This window comes from Olsenella sp. Marseille-QA0557, assembly GCF_965119725.1.
GTDB classification, from domain to species: domain Bacteria; phylum Actinomycetota; class Coriobacteriia; order Coriobacteriales; family Atopobiaceae; genus Coprovicinus; species Coprovicinus avistercoris.
In genome coordinates, this window is record NZ_CBCPMI010000001.1 from 1,670,809 (window position 1) to 1,690,611 (window position 19,803).

Below are 19,803 nucleotides of genomic sequence, written 5' to 3' on the forward strand. Positions count from 1 at the left end.
GTGCCACGTCCACGCTTTAGCGAAATGCTTATCGAGCGGCGCAGGCAGCTTGGCCTGACCATCGAGCAAGCCTCCTCAGTGCTTAAGCTCAAGGTCCAGGTCCTTGTTGCTTTTGAAGAGGGAGACTTCGGCTCCATTCCCAAGAGCGGCTATGCTCAGGGAATGCTGTCCTCGTATGCTCGTTATCTAGGTCTCAATCCTCGCCAGATTGTTGACCAGTTCCAAGAGGATCTCTATGAATACACCAACGGTGTTTCTTCGCATGACTTAAGACGCCGTGCTCGTGCTAGTAGAGGATCTTCATCGGATCCAACCTACGAAGTGCCTCTGCGCACCCCTTCAAATCTTCCTCAGCCTTCGCATCTGTTGCCAGACAATCCGATTCTTGGAGATACGGGAGAATTTGACACTACTTCTTCGGTTCGTTCTCGCGGACAGATGTTGAGGAGTGCTGCATATGCCTCACGTTCACGTGATGGTTCGTATAATTACGACCGCAGCCGAGAGAGAAGATCGTATACCCACTACGATTCAGGGAATAGGGGAATGCGCGATCAGCTCCCAGAAAGCACCTCTCGTTCATCGCGCAGGATGTATACCGATACCGTAGTCAGGCGCGATGTTGCCACGCGTCAGTATGCTGATGATTTGCGCTATGACGATAACGCTACGCCCTATCAACCTGCTTCGACTCGACAGGGTCGTAGTTCATCTCGAAATATTGCTCCGGCAGAGAGGCCACGAGTACAACGCAGAAGAAGCGATGTTGGCAGACGTCAGTTGCGCAGCAGAGATGAACGTCGTGCGCCACAAAGAAGCGGCATTGTGGGAATGCTTCAGGCGTATTTCTCGGATTCACGCAGGGCTATCATTACCGTTCTTGTCGGACTTGTTGTCATTTTGATTCTGATCATTATGTTGTCAGTACGAGCGTGCACCAGTCCTGCCCCAACGACAAATCGTTCGGTTTCAGTGCAGACGGTTTCTCCTTCCACCGATGATGAGGAGAACGATGATCAAACATCTCAAAATACTGACACTAACTCTGATGATGCATCGAATTCGAATGCCTCTCAAAATACGTCGTCAAAATCAAACGAATCCGTTGAGGAAGTAAACGTCACGGTAACAGTTGCGGATGGCTCGGTTACCTGGATTGAGATTACCAATGGTGGCCAGAGTGAGATTGCTGAAACTATTACAGGACCTTGGGAGGCAACCTATAGCGTTTCAGGCAGTATGACAATTCAGGTGAGTGACACCTCTGCAGTGACCGTAACAAGCAACGGCAAAAACGTCAGCTTTGATAGTCGTGCGTCTGGCATTGGAACAGCGGTTATTCAGGGACCTTCGAAGACTGATAATGCCAGTTCACAGAATGATTCATCTGATGGTGAAACAACAAACACCACGTCAGATGAAAATACAAACGAATAGATACGCAGAGTTTATCAATCGTTTCACACATGGGGAGGAGTAGGAGTTATGGCTAAAGAATCTAGCTTTGATGTGGTATCAACGGTAGATATTCAAGAAGTTGATAACGCTTTTCGCCAAACTGAGCGTGAACTTTCTCAGCGATATGATCTTAAGGGCTCCGGAGCACAAATTGCATTTGCTAAGGGCGACAGTACTGTCACTATTAGCGCTCCTTCAGAATTTGTTGCTCAGCAGGTTGTAGACGTTTTTAATACTCGTCTTACAAGGCGTAAGGTTGATCTTAAATCTGTGCGTTGGGACAATCCTGTTGCTGCAGCCGGTTCTTCCGTGCGCCTTGTTGGCCATTTAGTGCAGGGTATCGACCAGGACACTGCCAAGAAGATTTCAAAAGATATCCGAGACCTCAAGCTGAAAGCAAAAGCTACTATTGAAGGAGATAAGCTGCGCGTAAGTTCAGCTTCCAAAGATGTCTTGCAGTCGATAATTGCTTCATTAAGGGAAAAGGATTATGGACAACCGCTCCAATTCGTCAACTATCGCTAATCAGCAGCGCGTCCTCTATGTGACGCTCGGGTGTGCAAAAAATGAAGTTGATACCGACCGCATGCGCGCGCTTCTGAGGGATGCTGGCTTTGAAGATGCTCAAGATGTACGGGAAGCAAGTATCGTACTGATAAATACGTGCTCTTTTCTTGCGAGTGCAACTTCAGAGAGTATTGAGCGCACCCTTGAGCTTGCTGAAGAGGTTGCAGAGGGCGCTCGCAAGCTTCCCATCGTTATGTGCGGCTGCGTTCCTTCTCGATATGGGGATGACTTGCCTGAACAGCTTCCTGAGGTTGCCGCGTTTGTAAAAAGTGATGAAGAAGACGGCATTGTATCGGTAGTAGAAGAGGTTTTGGGTACCCCTCGGAGTTTTGCCGAAGTAGATGAATTGTTGCCGAATCATCCTCTCAGAACTGTTGAGGGTGCGAGTGCATACGTAAAGATTTCTGAGGGTTGCGATCGTTTCTGCACGTTCTGCGCGATTCCCTACATCCGTGGTCGTTATAAGTCTCGTGTTGCTGCAGAGATTCTTGAAGAGGTTCGTGCGCTTGTTGCCGGTGGCGTGCGAGAAATTGTACTTATCGGCCAAGACACAGGCATCTGGGGCCATGATCTACCTGGTAAACCCACTCTTGCGTCATTGATGCGTCAGGTTGCTCATGAACTGCGTGAGGTGCATGGCTGGGTGCGGGTACTCTATCTCCAGCCTGAAGGTATGACTGATGAGTTAATTGCGACCATCCGTGATACGCCTGAAATTCTTCCATATATCGATATTCCCATTCAGCATTGTTCTCCATCTGTTTTGAAGCGTATGGGACGCAAGGGAAGTTCTGAGGAATACGCTGCTCTCTTTGCTCGACTGCGCTCAGAAATACCTGGGATGGTGCTGCGCTCTACAGCAATGGCAGGATTTCCCGGTGAAACCGATGAGGATTTTGAATCCCTCATGGACTTTCTTGAACGTGAACAGCTCGACTATTGTTCCGTTTTCGCCTATTCACAGGAAGATGGCACACGAGCTGCAACGATGGACGATCAAATTGATGAGAATATCAAGCTTGAGCGTACTCAGGCACTTATGGATCTCTCCGAGCAGATGGGTTTTGCTGCAACAGCAGCACACGTTGGCCAACGAGCTCGAGTCATTATTGATGGCGTAGAAGAGGGTTCCGATGGAATTGAGCTTATTGGTCATGCTTGGTTCCAAGCACCTGATTCTGATGGCGCTGTCCACATTGAGTCAGGTGAGGCAACGGTTGGATCTGTCGTCACGTGTGAGTTCATAGATTCATTTTGTTACGAGCTTATCGGCGTTATCGTAGATGACTAAGGGAGGAATTGCATTGACGTCTTCTGCAACCGCACCAAAGCGTGGTATTAAATGGACGCCTGCGAATATTGTTACCACCATTCGCATTGTTTTCATTCCGCTTTGGCTGTTAGTCGCTGAATTAGTCACTGTGCAAGGCACAAGCGAAGTGAGTATCGGCGGAATAGTTGTATTTGCGTTTTATGCGTTGCTTTCTCTCACAGATAAGGTCGATGGATATCTTGCCCGCAGCCGTGGAGAGGTAACGGTGTTTGGTAAGTTTATTGATCCTATTGCCGACAAGCTCCTTGTCGTAACGGGTATGGTATGGCTTCTTACCTATGATGTGGTGCCTGTTTGGGCTATTGTTCTCGTGGTTGCACGTGAGTTTCTTGTTTCTGGTTTGCGTATGATTGTCGCCTCCGGCGGAACTGTAATTGCCGCGGGTACCTTGGGCAAATGGAAGACTGCAACTACGATGCTATCGCTTTGTGGATATATGCTTTTGCTTGCGCTGCCTGCTTCACCTGTTGTTGCAACAATAAAGTTTGGTTTGGATTTGGTGTTTTACCTTGCCATGATTCTTACTGCCTGGTCTGGCATTGATTACTTTATAAAGTCTAAGGATTACCTTGCCGAGGAATAGCATGCAAAACGATCTTGAGATTTCGACGCCGTCGGATGAAGAAATTACTTCTCTTGCTGCAAACGTTATTCACAAGGCTTTGAGTCGTGATTGCTCACTCGGAACTGCAGAGTCTTGTACAGGAGGACTGGTTTCAGGAGCCCTCACGGCTGTACCAGGGTCTTCTGCGGTCGTTTTGGGAGGCGTTACGAGCTATGCCCTCTCAGTGAAACAAGCAGTGTTAGGAGTTCTTCAGGAGACACTCGATGGTCCCGGTGCAGTTTCTAGTGATTGCGCTCGTCAGATGGCGGAGGGCGCCTGCCGCGTTTTGGAGTGCAACATTGCAGTTTCCACTACAGGTATAGCAGGGCCTGGAGGTGCAGAGCCTGGAAAGCCTGTTGGAACGGTTTGGTTTGGCATTTGTTCACATGGTTCAACGCAAACTGAGGTTTGTCTGTTTGAAGGTGACAGATCGTCGGTGAGAAAACAGGCAGTATTACATGCACTTCAATTGCTTCTTCAGGCGTTAGAAAACGAGTAGTGAACACGTGTTGACTGTCTGACAGATTATTGTTGTCACGTTGAGGGTTCGTATACAGCCATTTGTTTGAATGCTTTGAGAACATGGCGAAAGCAGTCGTTGACTACGAACGTCTGTTCGTATACGCTGACGGAGTCAGAGAAAAAGGAGTCGCCATGGCAAAGAGCAAGAACAACGTTCGAGAGGTTCATCCAAAAACAACCGGTGAAGAACGCGAGCGTGTTATAGACGTTACAACCGCAGAGATAGAAAAGAAGTTTGGTAAGGGTTCCATCATGCGTTTTGGTGATGGTGGTCCTGCCTTAGAGGTTGAAGCTATCCCAACAGGTTCGCTCGCTTTGGATGCTGCTTTAGGCATCGGTGGTGTTCCTCGCGGCCGTATTATTGAAATATATGGTCCCGAATCTTCTGGTAAAACAACACTCTCGCTCGAAATTCTTGCTGAAGCACAAGCTATGGGTGGTGTTGTTGCCTTCATCGATGCTGAGCATGCCCTCGATCCTGGGTATGCCGCTCGTATTGGTGTTGATATAGATGAGGTACTCATCTCTCAGCCTGACACCGGAGAACAAGCTCTTGAAATATGTGACATGCTTGTTCGCTCGGGAGCAATAGATGTTGTCGTTGTAGACTCAGTTGCCGCTCTTGTTCCTCGTGCAGAAATCGAGGGTGAAATAGGCGATACCACTGTCGGCCTTCAGGCGCGTCTTATGAGTCAAGCTCTGCGCAAGCTTGCTGGTTCGCTCTCAAAATCAAAGACTACCTGCATTTTTATTAACCAGCTTCGTGAGAAGATTGGTGTTATGTTTGGAAGTCCTGAGACTACGCCAGGTGGTCGTGCGCTTAAGTTCTTTGCTTCGGTTCGCATGGACATTCGCCGTATTGATAGCATTAAAGAATCAGGCGAAATTGTTGGTAATCGCGTTCGCGTAAAGATCGTAAAGAATAAGGTTGCTCCGCCCTTCAAGCAAGCAGAGTTCGACATTATGTATGGCATGGGTATTTCTAAAGAAGGCTCTGTGCTTGATATGGGTGTCGAGTACGAGATAGTGAATAAATCTGGTGCTTGGTATACCTACGAAGGCGAGCGTCTTGGTCAGGGTAGAGAAGCAGCTAAGGAATTTTTACGCACAAATCCCGAGCTGCTTGATGAGATTGACCATAAAGTACGTAAGGCTTGCGGTCTGGAATTTGACGATGATGAGCCAGTGGGAACTCCGGTTGCCGATAACTAAGTAAGGCATACCATCATGGGGCATTCATCGTTTGATTGGTCGTGCGAGCTGCCAAATAGAAAATCCTATGTCTCTGCGCAGCCTGCGCAGAGAGCAATTCTTATCGTGCGACCAGATTCTGCGGAGGAAGAACGGCTTTCGATTCCTGTGGCTGTAGGACGAATGTTGCGTCAGCAGTCCAAGGCGCTCGACGTTCATTCACGCGCCGAGCTTCTCTATGAGCTCAAGCGGTGTGCTGAATCATGCGCATGGGAGAAGGTCTGCTCACTTGTGAGTAGGCGAGATTACTCTTCAAAAGAACTCGATGACCGACTCAAAAGAAATGGTTACACCTCTTCTGTGAGGGAGCTCGTTGTTAAGCGTGCGCTCTCCTGTGGTCTTATTGATAATGATCGATTTGCTTCGGCATATATTCGAACAAAACTAGCCGCTGGATGGGGTGAACGCAGAATTGCCCTTGAGCTTTCTCATAAAGGAATAGAACTTGGAGATGTTCCTGGATGGCCTGAAGAGTTTATTGATCCGGACAATGAAGTAGATAGAGCACTGTCCCTTCTTGAACGGAAATCTCTTCCACGTGGCGATGCGTATGGAAAGCTCATGAGATTTCTGGTGTCTCGTGGTTTTCGTATGGGGTGTGCTCGCGCCGCCGTAGAAAGACGGCTTTCAGAAATCGAGGGTAACGACCAGCGTTAGTTCTTAAGACAACCGCATCGGTATCTCTCATGATGCGGTCTGTTAGCTGCGCATTGTTCGTTTGACAGGTTCGTTTTGTAACCATACGATAAAGGGGCTATTCGAGCTCAACGCCCGCCGCCTGGCGGCAGACGTCTTATATATGCCGCTTTTTGTTTCTTTACAAGCGAGCCAGATGATCTGCATGCCCTTTAGCCTGCGGTCGAAAAAGCCCGATGGCGGGTTCCGGTGGGCTGTGCCTGTCGGTCTCCTGAACTACCTTACTGAACTCGTAAATAAGGAGTACCGAATGGATACGTATCTAGCTATCGTCATTGGCATTGTGTGCCTAGCACTCGGTGCCTTTGGCGCTTCTTTAATGGCAAAAAGCCAACGCAATACAAAGGTACGGGATGCTGTCCAGCAGATTTCCGATGCCGAAGACAAAGCGAAAGAAATTCACGCTGAGGCACTTCGTCAAGCTGAAACCACCAAAAAAGAAGCTCTTATCGAGGCAAAAGAAGAAATTCTTCGATTGAAGCAAGAGTCAGAAGATGAGGCGGAGCAGCGTAAAGGTGAGCTTCGTTCTCGTGAGTCACGTATTATGCAGCGCGAGGAGTCTCTCGATAGGCGTAATGATGCGCTGGATAAACGTGAACACCAACTCTCTAGCCTGCAGGGTCAGCTCGATAGGAAACGCACCGATCTTGAGGATCTAGAACAAAAGCAGACTGCTGAGCTCGAACGAATCAGTGCTCTTACGCGTGATGACGCTCATCGTGAACTTTTAGAGCGAGTTCGCAAAGACGCAATTAAAGAAGAGGCTCAGATTCTTCGTGAATCCGAGGCGCGAGTTCGTGCGGAATCTGAAAAGACAGCTCGAGAGATTGTGTCTGTTGCTATACAGCGTTGTGCCGCAGATCAGGCAGGCGAGATTACCGTCACCTCGGTGCATATTCCCTCCGACGATCTAAAGGGTCGTATTATCGGCCGTGAAGGTCGTAACATCAGGACTTTCGAGCAGGTTTCCGGCGTTTCTCTTGTTATCGACGACACGCCAGAGACGGTTGTTTTGTCCAGTTTTGATCCGGTTCGTCGAGAGACTGCTCGTGTTGCTCTCGAAAATCTTATTGCTGACGGTCGTATTCATCCTGCTCGTATTGAGGAAATGTACCGTAAGGCTGAAGAGCTTGTAAATAAGCGTGTTCAGGAGGCTGGAGAGCAGGCAGCGTTTGATGCTGGTATTCATGATCTCCATCCCGAGTTGGTAAAGACGCTTGGCGCCCTTCGTTACCGCACGTCCTTTGGACAGAATGTGCTTTTCCATTCTGTTCAGGTTTCTGAGCTCTGTGGAATTATGTTCTCCGAGCTTGGTTTGGATCCAACTCCTGCAAAACGCGCTGGTCTTTTGCATGACATTGGCAAGGCAATCGATCATGACGTTGAAGGCCCGCATGCTGTTATCGGAGCTGACCTTGCACGACGCTATGGCGAGCGTCCTGAAATTGTTCATGCCATTGAGGCTCACCATGCTGATGTTGAGCCCTCCTCAGTTCTGGATGTGCTTGTACAGGCTGCTGATGCCATCTCCGCTGCTCGCCCCGGTGCTCGTAGGGAATCCGCTGAGGCCTATATCAAGCGTCTGGAGAAACTCGAAGAGATTTCAAATGCTCACGAAGGCGTAGAGCGTACCTATGCCATGCAAGCTGGTCGTGAGCTTCATGTTATGGTCGAGCCTGAGAAAATATCTGATGCCAAGGCAACAGTTCTTGCTCATGACATTGCTCGTCAAATTGAGGACGAGATGGAATATCCCGGACAAGTTCGTGTTGTTGTCATCAGAGAGTCTCGTGCTACCGATATTGCAAAGTAGGTAGTCGATTATGGCTGTTAACAACGAAGCCGGCAATTTGCTCGGCTTCGTTGCTTCGGTAACAGGGGAGCAGAATCTCCGAGTTGAAGAAAATCTCGGAGATGGTTTTGTTCGTCTTCGTGTTGCTGAGGCTGAGCGCCGTCAAGCGAAACATGATATTCGCTGCATCGAAGATGTGGTAATTGAGATGCTACGAAATGCGCGTGATGCTCGTGCGCGAAAGATTTTCGTCGCAACAACTCGTGATGCCAACACACGCACCCTGGTAATGATCGACGATGGAGACGGTATACCCGCTCATATGCAGGATCGCATTTTTGATGCTCGTGTTACCTCTAAGCTCGAAACTATTCATACCGATCGCTGGGGTGTGCATGGGCGTGGTATGGCGCTTTTCTCAGTGAGGGAAAATGTTTCAAGTGCCAAAGTTGTGACTTCCACACCCGGCTTGGGTACTTCACTGTGTGTTGTTTCGGATGCGACGAAGCTTTCTGAGCGTGCAGATCAGTCTACTTGGCCGACAGTGGGAACTGATGACGATGGACAGACTTCTGTCGTTCGCGGGCCTCATAATATCGTTAGGACATGCTGTGAGTTTGCTGTAGAAGAGCGTGGGGTCTGTGAAGTGTATTTGGGTTCACCCTCTGAGATTGCAGCGACTCTTCGCGATAGATGCCGTCCCGATGATGAAAGCCGACATCTGTTTGTTGATGATATTGCCGAACTTCCTGTATGTGAACGGCTCTATGCCGCCTCCGACGCTTCGGATTTTATGGAAATTGCTGCATCTTTAGGCCTTGTTATTTCTGAGAGAACAGCTCATCGTATCCTCTCTGGTCAAATAAAGCCCCTGCGCAGCGTGCTTGCAAGGCTTATGCATCGCAGTGATCCTTCAACTCCTGCCGAAGTAGATCTTATGAAAGATAGGCGAGGTCTTAAGGTTTCTTCAGACGATCTTGGTGAATTTTCACGCATGATGGAGCGGGATTTTTCCTATCTTGCAGATCGTTACTATTTATCCCTTTCGGCAGCTCCTCATGTTCGCGTTACAAAAAATCGTATTCTTGTAAGCTTTGATCTTGATAAACCGGATTAGTGAACTTGTACTTGAGCTTTAGATGTCTGCCTAAACCAGTACAATCATGAAATACAACACATGACTTCAGTCAAGAAGCTAAAACGTTGCAGGAGATAGTAATGGATTTTCTGAAGGTTTCGAGCAAGTCTTCACCGGCCTCAGTAGCCGGGGCGATTGCCGGCATGGTTAAAGATGGTGTTCCGGTAAATATGCAATGTGTCGGAGCGGGTGCTGTCAATCAAGCGATTAAGGCTATGGCCATTGCACGTGGTTTTCTTATTCCTACCGGTATTGATATCTCCTGTGCTCCAACCTTTTCAGATATTGAAATAGGAGGGGAGAGTAGAACGGCCATTCGTATTGCTGTTTACGTACACAAACTCCCCACTCCAGGATCCTTATCATCCGTATAAATGAGGCGGTAATTTTTGATGGTTGATTATCCTCATCTTGTTGGTCTTACCTACCATATAAAGACCTTCGGTTGTCAGATGAATCTTCATGACTCCGAAAGGGTTTCCGGTCTTCTTGATAGCTGTGGGCTGGTAGAGGTTGCAACTCCAGAAGAGGCTGATGTTGTTGTATTCATGACGTGCTGTGTTCGCGAGAAGGCGGATACGCGTTTATATGGACAAGTTTCTTCCATGGTAAGTGCTCCCGTTCCTCCAAGCGGCCGCAGGCTTGTTGCTGTTGGTGGTTGTATCGCTCAACGAGACGGCGAGAATATCCGTAAACATATTCCTAACGTTGATGTTGTATTTGGCACTCAGGCGATTGCTCGACTTCCGTATCTTCTGGAACAGGCACTTCTGGATGACTCTCATCAGCTTGAAGCGGATACGGCTGAGCCTTATGAGGGCTTTTCGACCGATCTCCCAAGTCATCGAGCACAGTCGTTCCATGCGTGGCTGCCTATCATGACTGGCTGTAATAATTTCTGCACATACTGTATTGTCCCGTATGTTCGTGGGCGTGAGCGTAGCCGTATCTTCGAAGACGTAGTCATGGAATGCGAACATCTTGTTCGTGATGGCGTTCGCGAAATAACACTCTTAGGGCAAAACGTTAACTCTTATGGCCGAGACCGCTATGGTAAGCCTCGCTTTGCGGAGCTTTTGCGCGCAGTTGGTCAAACGGGAATTGGACGTATTCGCTTTACGTCTTCGCATCCAAAGGATCTTTCTGATGAGACCATCGCTGCCATGGCAGAAACACCGCAGGTGATGCCACAGCTTCATTTGGCTGTGCAGTCCGGTTCGACCGAAATACTCCGACGTATGAATAGGAAGTATAGTCGCGAGGATTACTTAGAGTTGGTTCACAAAATTCGTGCAGCTATGCCAGATATTGCTCTTTCGACCGACATTATCGTCGGATTTCCCGGAGAGACTGAAGAGGACTTTGAACAAACACTTTCGCTTGTTCGAGAAGTTGAGTTTGCCTCTGCCTTTACTTTTATCTACTCAAGGCGCGAGGGAACTCCTGCTGCAAAGATAGTCGACAATACGCCCCATGAAGTGATTCAGGAGCGTTTTGAGCGGCTTGCAGCCCTTGTTGCAGATCTTGCTCATAAAGCAAATGTACGCGAGCTTGGCTCCACTGTCGAAGTGCTTGTTGAAGGTCCCTCAAAATCCGATGCACATGTCTTAGTTGGCCATAGCCCAAAAAATCAAACGGTACATTTTGCCTTGCCGGATGGCATGAGTGCTCAAGATCTTACGGGTCGTTACGTAGATGTGCGCGTGGATGAAGCAAAAACCTGGTATCTTCGCGGTCCCATGGTAGGTTCTGCTCGGTAAGACTGGAGGACTTTGGAACCTGTAACTGTTTGCATAGTAGGCCCAACTGCCTCTGGAAAAAGTGAACTTGCCGATAGGCTCGCCTTTGCTCTTGGCACTACTGTTATCTCAGTGGATGCTATGCAAGTTTATCGCGGCATGGATATAGGTACTGCTAAAGTTCCTGCTGCTAAGAGGCGTGTAGCGCTCGAGATGGTTGATATTTGCGATGTATCAGACACCTATTCTGTTGAACGCTTTCAAAAGGACGCGCGTGCTTGTGTAGATAGGGCTATCGCAGACGGACGTATTCCAATTCTGTGTGGCGGAACTGGTCTTTATCTTGATGCAGTTATAGATGAGATGGATTTCCCGGCAGGAAAACATGGCGATGCTCGTCGCACTTTTTGGGAGCAAGAGGCTGAGCGTCTTGGTCCTGATGAGCTTTATGCAGTTTTGCAACAACGAGATCCTGCAAGTGCTTCTCTTATTCATCCACATAACGTAAGGCGTTGTATTCGTGCGCTTGAACTGGCTGACGAGGGGCTTAGTTATGCCAAGCAGCATGAAGGTCTCTTGAAACGCACTCCTCATTACCATGCTGTGCTTTATGCCCCTGCAGTTCCTCGAGAAAAGCTCTATACGCGTATAGATGAGCGTGTAGATCAAATGTTTGCAGATGGCTTGCTGGATGAGGTGCGTCAGCTTCAAACAGATAAGCTTAAACAATCAGTTACCGCATTCCAGGCAATTGGCTACAAGGAAGCTCTTGCGGTTTTGGATAATGAGATGTCTCTGGAGGATGCGATACAGAAAACAAAAACGCGTACACGTCATTATGCAAAGCGCCAACTCAATTGGTTACGACGCGATGGTCGTGTGCACTGGCTTGATATCGACACGCTTGGAGTTGATGGGGTTGTCGATTATATCCAGCATGATATTTCGAAGACTGTCCAAGCCTCCCAATCTAAGGAGCGCATGTAATGGCGTCTCGGTTTGCTCCTTACTCTACTTCCCATGAGAAAGAACGTGCTGTTTTAGTCGGGGTCGATCTTGGTCCTGATAAATCTGAATGGCCGGTTGAGACTTCCCTTAACGAGCTTGAACGTCTTGTTGAAACTGATGGCGCGACAGTGGTGGGAAGATTAACGCAACGTCTTGACCGCCCTGTAGCACGCACATTTATTGGTTCTGGCAAAACTGAAGAGTTAGTCATTCTGGCGCGCAATCTCGAAGCTAATGTGGTGGTGTTTGATGATGAACTTACACCTTCACAACAAGCAAACTTAGAGCGAGCGATAGGCAATGGCATAAAGGTTATTGATAGAACTGCACTCATTCTTGATATATTTGGTGTTCATGCTAAAACGCGAGAAGGACGTCTCCAAGTTCAGCTGGCGCAGTTGCAATATCTTTATCCCAGACTACGAGGTATGTGGAGTCACTTAGTGCGCGAGCAGACGCGTGGAGGTATTGGTAGCCGTTTTGGTCAAGGAGAAAGTCAGCTCGAGGTCGACCGCCGTCTTGTTCGTAAGCGCATTGCAACCCTACAGGAAAAACTGAGCCAACTCGAGAAGCGACGTGCAACGCAGAGTAAGGCTCGCTGGGAGTCGGGTGTATGGCGCACGGCTCTAGCTGGATATACAAATGCTGGAAAATCTACTCTTCTCAACACTCTTGCGTCTGCAAATGCTTATGTACAAGATGAACTCTTTGCGACACTGGATCCTACTACGCGTGTATTGGATCTAGAAGAGGGCCGTAAAATTGCCCTTACTGACACGGTAGGCTTTATTCAAAAGCTGCCTACCACTTTGGTGGAAGCATTTAAATCCACTCTTGCTGAGGTGAATGCTGCAGATCTTATCTTGCGTGTAGTTGATGCGAGCGATGAGGGCTACCTGAGAGAGCTTGCCGCAGTCGATGAGGTGCTCCATCAAATCGGTGCAGCTGATAAGCGCTCTGTTGTTGTATTCAACAAGATTGATCTGCTCAGTGCGAATGAGTTGCAGCATATGCGTTCAGCATATCCTCAAGCAGTTTTTGTTTCCGCTTTAACAGGTGAGGGTCTCGCCTCCCTCAAATATCGTATTGCCAAAGAGGCTTCAGATGGCGATGTTGTACTTTCAGTCATGATTCCATATTCAAAAGGTCTGCTTATGAAAATGGCACACGAGCGTTGCCGTGTAGTTCATGAGCGCTATGTGGAAGGCGGACTGCTTGTTACGCTGAATGCTGATAAGCGCATGGCGGCTACTCTTGAGCCGTATCGTGTAGATGAGAGTTCTTTATAGCTATTGGCTGCAGGAAATCTGTAAGATACCTCGGGTTCATTGGCGAGAGATGCTAGACAAAAAGACTTGTTAGAACAAGTAACAGCGGCTGGTGAACAACATAAATGAGCAAGGCATGACGCCCGATAAATTCGAGTGGCGTGCAATGGAGGGAATACACCCAAGCTGGAAAGCCTTGTTCTATGGGTCGTGAGAGAAGCGCAGTGCCCGTAAGATACATAAAAAGGTAGGGGATTACAGGGTAATAATCTCCTGATAGAAAATGTGGACCCGGAAACCCTAACCAGCTTAACCAAGGCGTTTCATACAGCATTCTCGGAATGTCTACCGTAGTAAATCCAAGTTCAAGCGTGCCATGTGAAACATTGTATGTTATGAGAAAGAGACAGAAGCATATACATGCTGGCAAGATACCCGATGGAAGTAATCTTACGTGCTTAAGCAAGCCTGAAATAATGCCACAGGATCCCATGCAGAAAATAATTCCGAAGCTAATTGGAGTATCAACAGCTGCAATAGTTGTAACAATATAAATCCCAAACGATAGAGCAAGCAGTTTAGTGCCTCTCACAATATTGTTATGAGAGTAATAACACATACAACCTGCAATAAAAAGAAAAGTCCAGGAGATAGAGGCACGCCAAATATCTTGGAATAACCCAGAAAACCATGGAAGAGAAACATGGGATAGGTAGGCAAGGTCATAGCAGCCATGAAATAGCACCATTGAAACCACTGCAATACCACGGGCGATATCGAAAATGCGTATACGCCCGTGGTATGAATCAGTGGATACATCTTTTGCAGAGGTGTCAGTTTGATGCATGAGTAACACCATAAAATCGATGTGACAAATTAAGAGATGGACCTAATGAGAGCAGTAACGCGTCCCAGGATAATAGGATCCTTCACATAAATTGGCTCCATTGTGTCATTTTCAGGCTGCAGACGAACACGGTAGCGCTCACGATAAAACGTTTTTACGGTAGCTGAATCATCAATAAGAGCTACAACGATTTCTCCATTGTGTGCGTCTTTTTGTTCTTTAACGACAATGTAATCGCCATCAAAGATGCCTGCGTTAATCATTGAGTCCCCGCGAACCCGGAGAATAAAGGAACTGTAATCGCCCACAATACTTGTTGGAAGAGAGAGATTCTCTTCAATATTTTGCTCAGCCAAAATAGGTTGACCAGCGGCAACACGACCAACTACCGGCAGCGTAATGAGATTGGCATCTACATCAATGGAAACATTAGCGAGTTTTGGACCAGAGCTTTCTTCAGAACGTTCTTGACGCTCTGAAACAACCTCGATGGCGCGTGGCTTATTAGAATCTCGATGGATGTAACCGTTGTCTTCAAGATATTTAAGATGCATATGAACCGTGGAAGGGGAGGCAAGTCCTACCGCTTTTCCAATCTCCCGAACAGAGGGAGGAAAACCATGGGTTTTTGTATATGTGCAGATATAATCATAAATTTCACGCTGACGTGAACTGAGTTTACGTTGAGACATACTGCCCCCTTTCAATCTAAGAAATATGATACAGCCGTTCTAATTTTGTTGCAAACATCTGTTCGTTTATACTTGACACGAACAGATGTACGAACGATACTAATCACAGAACATTTGTTTGCATACATTTTATGTCCGAGCACTGCTGTATATAAAGTCTGCAAGTTATCGAAGGGAGGAAGACATGGATATTCGCGGGAACAACATTCAATATTTTTCTGAGGGATCTTCAGCTCTTGATATCAAACCAGTTCATTTTCGTGTCCTTGAAGGCGGGCAAGCTCATTACAAGAATGTTGACGATGTAAATATTCGTAATGATCGATCGCATGTGTATTGTCATCATTCTCACGTTCAGAACAAGAACACAATCATTACGTTCCTTGTCATTTGTTCTATGGTGCTTGCGCTTGTGGGCATAGCGTTTCTTTCTGATGCTTCTGCTATGGCTCGGAAAACTTCTTCCTTTACAGATATTTCTACTGAGATTGTTACGGTAATGCCAGGAGAATCCATCTGGTCCATTGCAGAAAATCATCCCGTAAATGGTTGTTCTACTGCAGAAGTCGTTGAATTCATTACACAGGAAAATGAGCTTTCTTCTTCCATGCTTTCTTCTGGACAGCAGCTCTCTGTTCCCGCTTCTTAGCTCTTTGGCAATATAGTTATTGGTCTAATCATTTGGGCTTTGTTTTTATGATAGGCTCCTTTGTATACAGCATTTTACAAGGGAGACTGCATGCGCTGTCCTAAATGTGGTTGCGAGGAGTCTAAAGTTGTAGACTCACGTCCGTCCGATAGCAATGATGCCATCCGACGCCGTCGAGAATGTATTGCATGTGGCTATCGTTTTACTACGTATGAACGTAAAGAAGAAACACCGTTAATGGTTCTTAAAAAAGATGGCACAAAAGAACCGTTTGATCACCAGAAGTTGATGCGTGGATTGCTTACTGCCACCGCAAAGCGTCAGGTTCCAATTGCTCAACTCGATTCCTTGATTGATGATATTGAGTCAGAATTGCGCGATAACGGTGTATCTGAAGTCCCTTCTTCTGAAATCGGAAACCTTGTATTAAAACGCCTTATAGACGTAGACAAGGTTGCGTATGTTCGTTTTGCTTCGGTATATCGAGATTTCAAAGATCTTGATGAGTTTAGTGAGGAATTGAGGAGCCTTTCACAATGATTGATGAGACCATTTCCGTTCCTATTAAACGACTTGATCCATCTGTTGAGTTGCCGACCTATGCGTATACAGGCGATGCAGGTCTCGACTTGCGTTCTAATGAAGACCTTGTTCTTGCACCCCATGAGCGCCGACTCATCGCTACAGGTTTGGCGGTTGCAATTCCCGAGGGATATGCCGGTTTTGTTCAACCTCGCAGCGGCCTGGCTTTACGTGAAGGTCTCTCCATGGCTAATACTCCCGGCCTTATCGATTCGCATTATCGTGGCGAGTTGAAGGTATGTGCAGTAAATCTCGATAATGAGAAGCCCATTCATATCGAACGTGGAGAACGTATTGCTCAACTTGTTATACAGCGTGTTCCTATTGTTAATTTGATTGAGGTTGACGAGCTGGATGAAACCGATAGAGGTGCCGGTGGATTTGGCTCAAGTGGCGTTTAAAATGATTGGCTGAGTGATTGTATGTCTGAATCTACCCTTTATGACCTTGTAATTATTGGTGCTGGTCCTGCAGGAATTTCGGCAGCAATTTATGCTTCTCGCGCGCTCTTAACCACGGTTGTTTTAGAGCAGACATCTCCTGGTGGGCAGGTTCTCTTAACATCAGAAGTTGATAATTATCCAGGAGTTCCATCTACCAGTGGCTATGAACTCATTCAGGCGATGGAAAATCAAGCTAAGGATTTGGGCGTTACTATCCACTCAGCGCAGGTGTCTTCTATTTCTTCTACATGTGATAACTATTTCATTATTAGTTGCAATGGAGGAACTTCATACAACGCTAAAGCTGTTATATTGGCGAGTGGTTCCACGCCTCGAAAAGCCGGCTTTGAAGGCGAAGAAGATTTCATTGGGCGTGGAATTTCATATTGTGCGACCTGCGATGGAATGTTTTATCGCAATAAACCCGTTTATGTGGTAGGGGGAGGTAATTCTGCCGCCGAAGAAGCACTTTTTCTTACAAGGTTTGCAAGTGAAGTCCACATGATTATTCGTAAGGATCACTTGCGTGCTCAAGCTGCACTGGTTGATCAGCTTCAGCAAAATGAAAAGGTATTTGTCCATTTTCGGACAACTATCTCTAAGGTAGAAGGGAAGGATCTTCTCACTAAACTCTATCTTCATAATGAGGATACCGATGAGATTACATGTATATCAGGAGATCCAGGCTCGTTCGGTGTGTTTGTATTTGTGGGCCAGCTACCGTCATCTGAACTCATTAAAGAATTTGCTGAACTCGATCAAACCGGCGCGGTTATCACTGATGAATATATGGCCACAAGGACACCTGGTTTATATTGTGCAGGAGATGTTCGCTCAAAGGTATTGCGTCAAATTATTACTGCGGCATCTGATGGTGCGGTGGCAGCAACATCTGTTGCAGGCTATCTCGGGCAGCCAATCGCTGGGTAATTTATCGTACCTGCATCTCATGTGATTATCTTTGGCTGTCTGAGGCAAATATCTAAAGCTATATATAAAACTGCGATAATATATCTTATGTAAAGTAGATCTATAGAAAGAATAAGGTTCTATGTTGGCGTTACGGAGCTTGTTTCTTCTAGCGATGGCATGCAGATCTCTTTGATCATCTGCTCTTGTTCTATCTCGAACTCTGCATCTTCTAGTACAAGAAGCTGATCGAGTGCTTTGAGGCGTGTGTTTCCTTGTGGAACCAGTTCTTTACCAGAGCGTGTGATCATGACAATGAGCATATGCTCTGGTAAGACAAGTTCTTTGATAAGCCTTCCTTCGGCCTTACTTCCTGCTCCAACTACATGCCTATGAAAGACTCCCCGCTGTTCTTCTTCTAGATTCTTCTCCGTCTGGTTGGACTCTGAGATATCAATTCTTCCAAGCAGGTGCTCATAGAAGGCATCTACGCCTATAAGGTCTGATGTGACGTATGCGATTATTGAGACAAGCGAAGCTGCTAACAGCGAATCGAGTGAGCCTGTGAGTTCAAAGGCAAGTACGATGCCAGTTATAGGAGCTCTTACAACACCTGCAAATAGGCTTGCTACTCCAAGTACCGTGTAGTTAACAACATAAACTGAAGGTATTGCCGTGACATCTGTTACGCAGATGCCATAAATACTCCCTATTAGAGCCCCCATTACTACTAATGGAAGCAACGTGCCTCCTGGAGCTCCTGACCCAAAGCATATGGCTGTTAGAAGATATTTTCCGATAAGCAGTACGACTAATACATTAATCGGAGTGACATAGCCTCTTTCAAGGAGCTGTATGATGGCATCTCCGCCACAGAGCAGCTGAGGTATGGTAAAAGCAGCTATTCCAGACATCAGAAAGGCTGGAATGAGTTTTGCATATGGCTTTACCCAAGTAATTCGATCAAACAGATCCTGCATCTTGAACATACCAGCATTGTGTAAGGCTCCAAGTAAGCCTGCGATAACACCTAGTATTGCTACAGATATATAGGCAGATGGCGGCAGATCAGCAATAAATGTGAGTGAGAGCACCAAGTGGTCACCCATAAGTATGCTCGAGAGTAGGTCTGACATGACTGACGCAACCATGACAGACACAATGACGGGTGCAGAGAAAACCTTATGAATCTCTTCGAGAGCAAACATCACGCCAGTAAAAGGGGCATGAAAAGCGGCGGCCATGCCAGATGCTGCGCCACACGTAATAAGAATCCGTTCTTCTCCCCGATTTGTGCGAGTAAGTTTGGAGACAAGCTTTGCAGCCATTCCGCCAATCTGTATAGAAGGACCCTCGCGGCCGAGGGATAACCCTCCAAATGAGCAGAGAACACCCTCTACAAATTTGGTAGGAAGTATACGCAGCCAAGGTGCCTGTATGGTTTCTGCTACTTCAGCCTCTACTTGAGGGATACCAGACCCTGCTGTGAGAGGAACTTTATGAATAAGAAAACCAACGACAAGTAAGATAAGCGCCAGTACAACAAACCAGATAAGAATTCCTAGGGCGCTTTTTCCAAGTTCTGTAGTAAAAGAGCGCATGAGCTGCTCTGCTTGTGCGAGGGCAAGCCGATAAAGCGTAACGGCTAAACCTGCAACAAGACCCGTAGCAGCTCCAATGCAAACAAGCCAGATTCGATGACGATGCGAAAGCTCATTCTCAAGAGAGGTGTGTTTCTGATGAGATGTATGTTTCCTTAAGCTAATCAACGGTTACAAGTGAAAATACATCAGCAGAACTTGCGCGAGCGATGGTATCCCGTGGCTTTAAGAAAGCAAGCTCCAATATAAAACCAAAGCCTTCTACCGTAGCCCCTGCTTTCTCGGCCAATTTAGCACTTGCAACGCAGGTACCACCTGTTGCGACTAAGTCATCGACTATCAGAACATGGTCATCGGGACCAAGAGCGTCCTGGTGGATTTCCAAACTATCGGTACCATACTCAAGCGAATAGGCTTCTGAGTAAGTAGTGCGAGGAAGCTTACCAGGCTTACGGGCGGGTACAAAACCTGCTCCAAGACGATAGGCTACGGGAGCACCAATGAGAAAACCACGCGCTTCAGCACCAATAACTTTCGTAATGGAATGGCCCATGAAGTGATCTGCGATCTGATCGACAGCAGAAGCAAGGCCACGTGGATCAGATAAAAGCGGTGTAATGTCTTTGAATACAACTCCGGGCTCAGGATAGTCGGGAATATCTACGATGAGACTCTCAAGATCGAAACTGGACACGCCTTCTCCC

At 47.1% G+C, this 19,803-nt stretch carries 21 protein-coding genes; 17 read left to right on the forward strand and 4 right to left on the reverse strand.

Annotation, left to right across the window (positions count from 1 at the left end; all coding sequences use genetic code 11):
- The 13 genes from ACQY6Y_RS07580 (at position 1) to hflX (ending at position 13,397) form a co-directional block, all read left to right on the forward strand.
- A complete protein-coding gene (locus ACQY6Y_RS07580; RefSeq protein ID WP_428379725.1) occupies positions 1 to 1,437 on the forward strand; it encodes a helix-turn-helix domain-containing protein in 1,437 nt (478 codons plus the stop codon).
- A gap of 48 nt (positions 1,438 to 1,485) precedes the next feature.
- Positions 1,486 to 1,983 (forward strand): YajQ family cyclic di-GMP-binding protein, encoded by a 498-nt coding sequence (locus ACQY6Y_RS07585; protein WP_428379727.1) that lies wholly within the window; start codon positions 1,486 to 1,488, stop codon positions 1,981 to 1,983.
- The gene (gene rimO, locus ACQY6Y_RS07590; protein ID WP_428379729.1) at positions 1,949 to 3,316 is read left to right on the forward strand and encodes a 30S ribosomal protein S12 methylthiotransferase RimO; all 1,368 of its coding nucleotides are present in this window, start codon (positions 1,949 to 1,951) and stop codon (positions 3,314 to 3,316) included. The genes ACQY6Y_RS07585 and rimO overlap by 35 nt, the downstream gene beginning before the upstream one ends.
- Before the next feature lie 13 nt (positions 3,317 to 3,329).
- A complete protein-coding gene (pgsA, locus tag ACQY6Y_RS07595; RefSeq protein WP_428379731.1) occupies positions 3,330 to 3,941 on the forward strand; it encodes a CDP-diacylglycerol--glycerol-3-phosphate 3-phosphatidyltransferase in 612 nt (203 codons plus the stop codon).
- A gap of 1 nt (position 3,942) precedes the next feature.
- On the forward strand, positions 3,943 to 4,461 hold the full coding sequence (locus ACQY6Y_RS07600; protein ID WP_428379733.1) for a CinA family protein: 519 nt from the start codon (positions 3,943 to 3,945) through the stop codon (positions 4,459 to 4,461).
- 155 nt (positions 4,462 to 4,616) lie between these two features.
- The gene (recA, locus tag ACQY6Y_RS07605) at positions 4,617 to 5,696 is read left to right on the forward strand and encodes a recombinase RecA (protein WP_428379735.1); all 1,080 of its coding nucleotides are present in this window, start codon (positions 4,617 to 4,619) and stop codon (positions 5,694 to 5,696) included.
- Positions 5,697 to 5,711: 15 nt separating this feature from the next.
- A complete protein-coding gene (locus ACQY6Y_RS07610) occupies positions 5,712 to 6,392 on the forward strand; it encodes a regulatory protein RecX (protein WP_428379737.1) in 681 nt (226 codons plus the stop codon).
- A 289-nt stretch (positions 6,393 to 6,681) separates the two neighbouring features.
- Positions 6,682 to 8,244: a ribonuclease Y gene (gene rny, locus ACQY6Y_RS07615; protein WP_428379739.1), complete on the forward strand. Its 1,563-nt coding sequence runs from the start codon at positions 6,682 to 6,684 to the stop codon at positions 8,242 to 8,244.
- Between the two features lie 10 nt (positions 8,245 to 8,254).
- Entirely contained in the window at positions 8,255 to 9,340 is a 1,086-nt protein-coding gene (locus ACQY6Y_RS07620) for an ATP-binding protein (RefSeq protein ID WP_428379741.1), read from the forward strand.
- Positions 9,341 to 9,441: 101 nt separating this feature from the next.
- The gene (locus tag ACQY6Y_RS07625; protein WP_428379742.1) at positions 9,442 to 9,735 is read left to right on the forward strand and encodes a stage V sporulation protein S; all 294 of its coding nucleotides are present in this window, start codon (positions 9,442 to 9,444) and stop codon (positions 9,733 to 9,735) included.
- A gap of 18 nt (positions 9,736 to 9,753) precedes the next feature.
- On the forward strand, positions 9,754 to 11,121 hold the full coding sequence (gene miaB, locus ACQY6Y_RS07630; RefSeq protein WP_428379743.1) for a tRNA (N6-isopentenyl adenosine(37)-C2)-methylthiotransferase MiaB: 1,368 nt from the start codon (positions 9,754 to 9,756) through the stop codon (positions 11,119 to 11,121).
- A 12-nt stretch (positions 11,122 to 11,133) separates the two neighbouring features.
- Complete coding sequence (miaA, locus tag ACQY6Y_RS07635; RefSeq protein ID WP_428379745.1) at positions 11,134 to 12,087, forward strand: tRNA (adenosine(37)-N6)-dimethylallyltransferase MiaA; 954 nt, start codon at positions 11,134 to 11,136, stop codon at positions 12,085 to 12,087.
- Positions 12,087 to 13,397, forward strand: a complete 1,311-nt coding sequence (gene hflX / locus ACQY6Y_RS07640; protein WP_428379746.1) for a GTPase HflX — start codon at positions 12,087 to 12,089, stop codon at positions 13,395 to 13,397. Before miaA ends, hflX begins: the two co-directional genes overlap by 1 nt.
- A gap of 52 nt (positions 13,398 to 13,449) precedes the next feature.
- On the opposite strand, the gene ACQY6Y_RS07645 is transcribed toward hflX, so the two are convergent.
- Positions 13,450 to 14,223, reverse strand: a complete 774-nt coding sequence (locus ACQY6Y_RS07645; RefSeq protein ID WP_428379748.1) for a heparan-alpha-glucosaminide N-acetyltransferase — start codon at positions 14,221 to 14,223, stop codon at positions 13,450 to 13,452.
- A gap of 29 nt (positions 14,224 to 14,252) precedes the next feature.
- Positions 14,253 to 14,915: a transcriptional repressor LexA gene (lexA, locus tag ACQY6Y_RS07650; protein ID WP_428379749.1), complete on the reverse strand. Its 663-nt coding sequence runs from the start codon at positions 14,913 to 14,915 to the stop codon at positions 14,253 to 14,255.
- 184 nt (positions 14,916 to 15,099) lie between these two features.
- On the opposite strand from lexA, the gene ACQY6Y_RS07655 reads away from it, so the two are divergent.
- The 4 genes from ACQY6Y_RS07655 to trxB all read left to right on the forward strand — a co-directional run bounded on the left by ACQY6Y_RS07655 (position 15,100) and on the right by trxB (position 17,519).
- Positions 15,100 to 15,564 carry a LysM peptidoglycan-binding domain-containing protein gene (locus ACQY6Y_RS07655; protein ID WP_428379750.1) on the forward strand — a complete coding sequence of 155 codons (465 nt, stop codon included), beginning with the start codon at positions 15,100 to 15,102 and terminating at the stop codon, positions 15,562 to 15,564.
- Between the two features lie 90 nt (positions 15,565 to 15,654).
- The gene (gene nrdR, locus ACQY6Y_RS07660) at positions 15,655 to 16,104 is read left to right on the forward strand and encodes a transcriptional regulator NrdR (RefSeq protein WP_428379751.1); all 450 of its coding nucleotides are present in this window, start codon (positions 15,655 to 15,657) and stop codon (positions 16,102 to 16,104) included.
- A complete protein-coding gene (gene dut, locus ACQY6Y_RS07665) occupies positions 16,101 to 16,547 on the forward strand; it encodes a dUTP diphosphatase (protein WP_428379752.1) in 447 nt (148 codons plus the stop codon). Before nrdR ends, dut begins: the two co-directional genes overlap by 4 nt.
- A 21-nt stretch (positions 16,548 to 16,568) precedes the next feature.
- The gene (trxB, locus tag ACQY6Y_RS07670; RefSeq protein ID WP_428379753.1) at positions 16,569 to 17,519 is read left to right on the forward strand and encodes a thioredoxin-disulfide reductase; all 951 of its coding nucleotides are present in this window, start codon (positions 16,569 to 16,571) and stop codon (positions 17,517 to 17,519) included.
- A 119-nt stretch (positions 17,520 to 17,638) separates the two neighbouring features.
- Here trxB and ACQY6Y_RS07675 read toward each other — a convergent pair whose 3' ends face one another.
- Complete coding sequence (locus ACQY6Y_RS07675; RefSeq protein ID WP_428379754.1) at positions 17,639 to 19,099, reverse strand: chloride channel protein; 1,461 nt, start codon at positions 19,097 to 19,099, stop codon at positions 17,639 to 17,641.
- 160 nt (positions 19,100 to 19,259) lie between these two features.
- Positions 19,260 to 19,793 (reverse strand): adenine phosphoribosyltransferase, encoded by a 534-nt coding sequence (locus tag ACQY6Y_RS07680; protein ID WP_428379755.1) that lies wholly within the window; start codon positions 19,791 to 19,793, stop codon positions 19,260 to 19,262.
- Positions 19,794 to 19,803 lie beyond the last annotated feature (10 nt).

Excerpts from the sequence above, each read along its gene's own strand:
- ACQY6Y_RS07585 (WP_428379727.1), top strand. The coding sequence starts at position 1,486 with ATGGCTAAAGAATCTAGCTTTGATGTGGTATCAACGGTAGATATTCAA.
- rimO (WP_428379729.1), top strand. The coding sequence starts at position 1,949 with ATGGACAACCGCTCCAATTCGTCAACTATCGCTAATCAGCAGCGCGTC.
- ACQY6Y_RS07600 (WP_428379733.1), top strand. The coding sequence starts at position 3,943 with ATGCAAAACGATCTTGAGATTTCGACGCCGTCGGATGAAGAAATTACT.
- recA (WP_428379735.1), top strand. The coding sequence starts at position 4,617 with ATGGCAAAGAGCAAGAACAACGTTCGAGAGGTTCATCCAAAAACAACC.
- ACQY6Y_RS07610 (WP_428379737.1), top strand. The coding sequence starts at position 5,712 with ATGGGGCATTCATCGTTTGATTGGTCGTGCGAGCTGCCAAATAGAAAA.
- rny (WP_428379739.1), top strand. The coding sequence starts at position 6,682 with ATGGATACGTATCTAGCTATCGTCATTGGCATTGTGTGCCTAGCACTC.
- ACQY6Y_RS07620 (WP_428379741.1), top strand. The coding sequence starts at position 8,255 with ATGGCTGTTAACAACGAAGCCGGCAATTTGCTCGGCTTCGTTGCTTCG.
- ACQY6Y_RS07625 (WP_428379742.1), top strand. The coding sequence starts at position 9,442 with ATGGATTTTCTGAAGGTTTCGAGCAAGTCTTCACCGGCCTCAGTAGCC.
- miaB (WP_428379743.1), top strand. The coding sequence starts at position 9,754 with ATGGTTGATTATCCTCATCTTGTTGGTCTTACCTACCATATAAAGACC.
- hflX (WP_428379746.1), top strand. The coding sequence starts at position 12,087 with ATGGCGTCTCGGTTTGCTCCTTACTCTACTTCCCATGAGAAAGAACGT.
- ACQY6Y_RS07645 (WP_428379748.1), bottom strand. The coding sequence starts at position 14,223 with ATGCATCAAACTGACACCTCTGCAAAAGATGTATCCACTGATTCATAC.
- lexA (WP_428379749.1), bottom strand. The coding sequence starts at position 14,915 with ATGTCTCAACGTAAACTCAGTTCACGTCAGCGTGAAATTTATGATTAT.
- ACQY6Y_RS07655 (WP_428379750.1), top strand. The coding sequence starts at position 15,100 with ATGGATATTCGCGGGAACAACATTCAATATTTTTCTGAGGGATCTTCA.
- nrdR (WP_428379751.1), top strand. The coding sequence starts at position 15,655 with ATGCGCTGTCCTAAATGTGGTTGCGAGGAGTCTAAAGTTGTAGACTCA.
- dut (WP_428379752.1), top strand. The coding sequence starts at position 16,101 with ATGATTGATGAGACCATTTCCGTTCCTATTAAACGACTTGATCCATCT.
- trxB (WP_428379753.1), top strand. The coding sequence starts at position 16,569 with ATGTCTGAATCTACCCTTTATGACCTTGTAATTATTGGTGCTGGTCCT.
- ACQY6Y_RS07675 (WP_428379754.1), bottom strand. The coding sequence starts at position 19,099 with ATGCGCTCTTTTACTACAGAACTTGGAAAAAGCGCCCTAGGAATTCTT.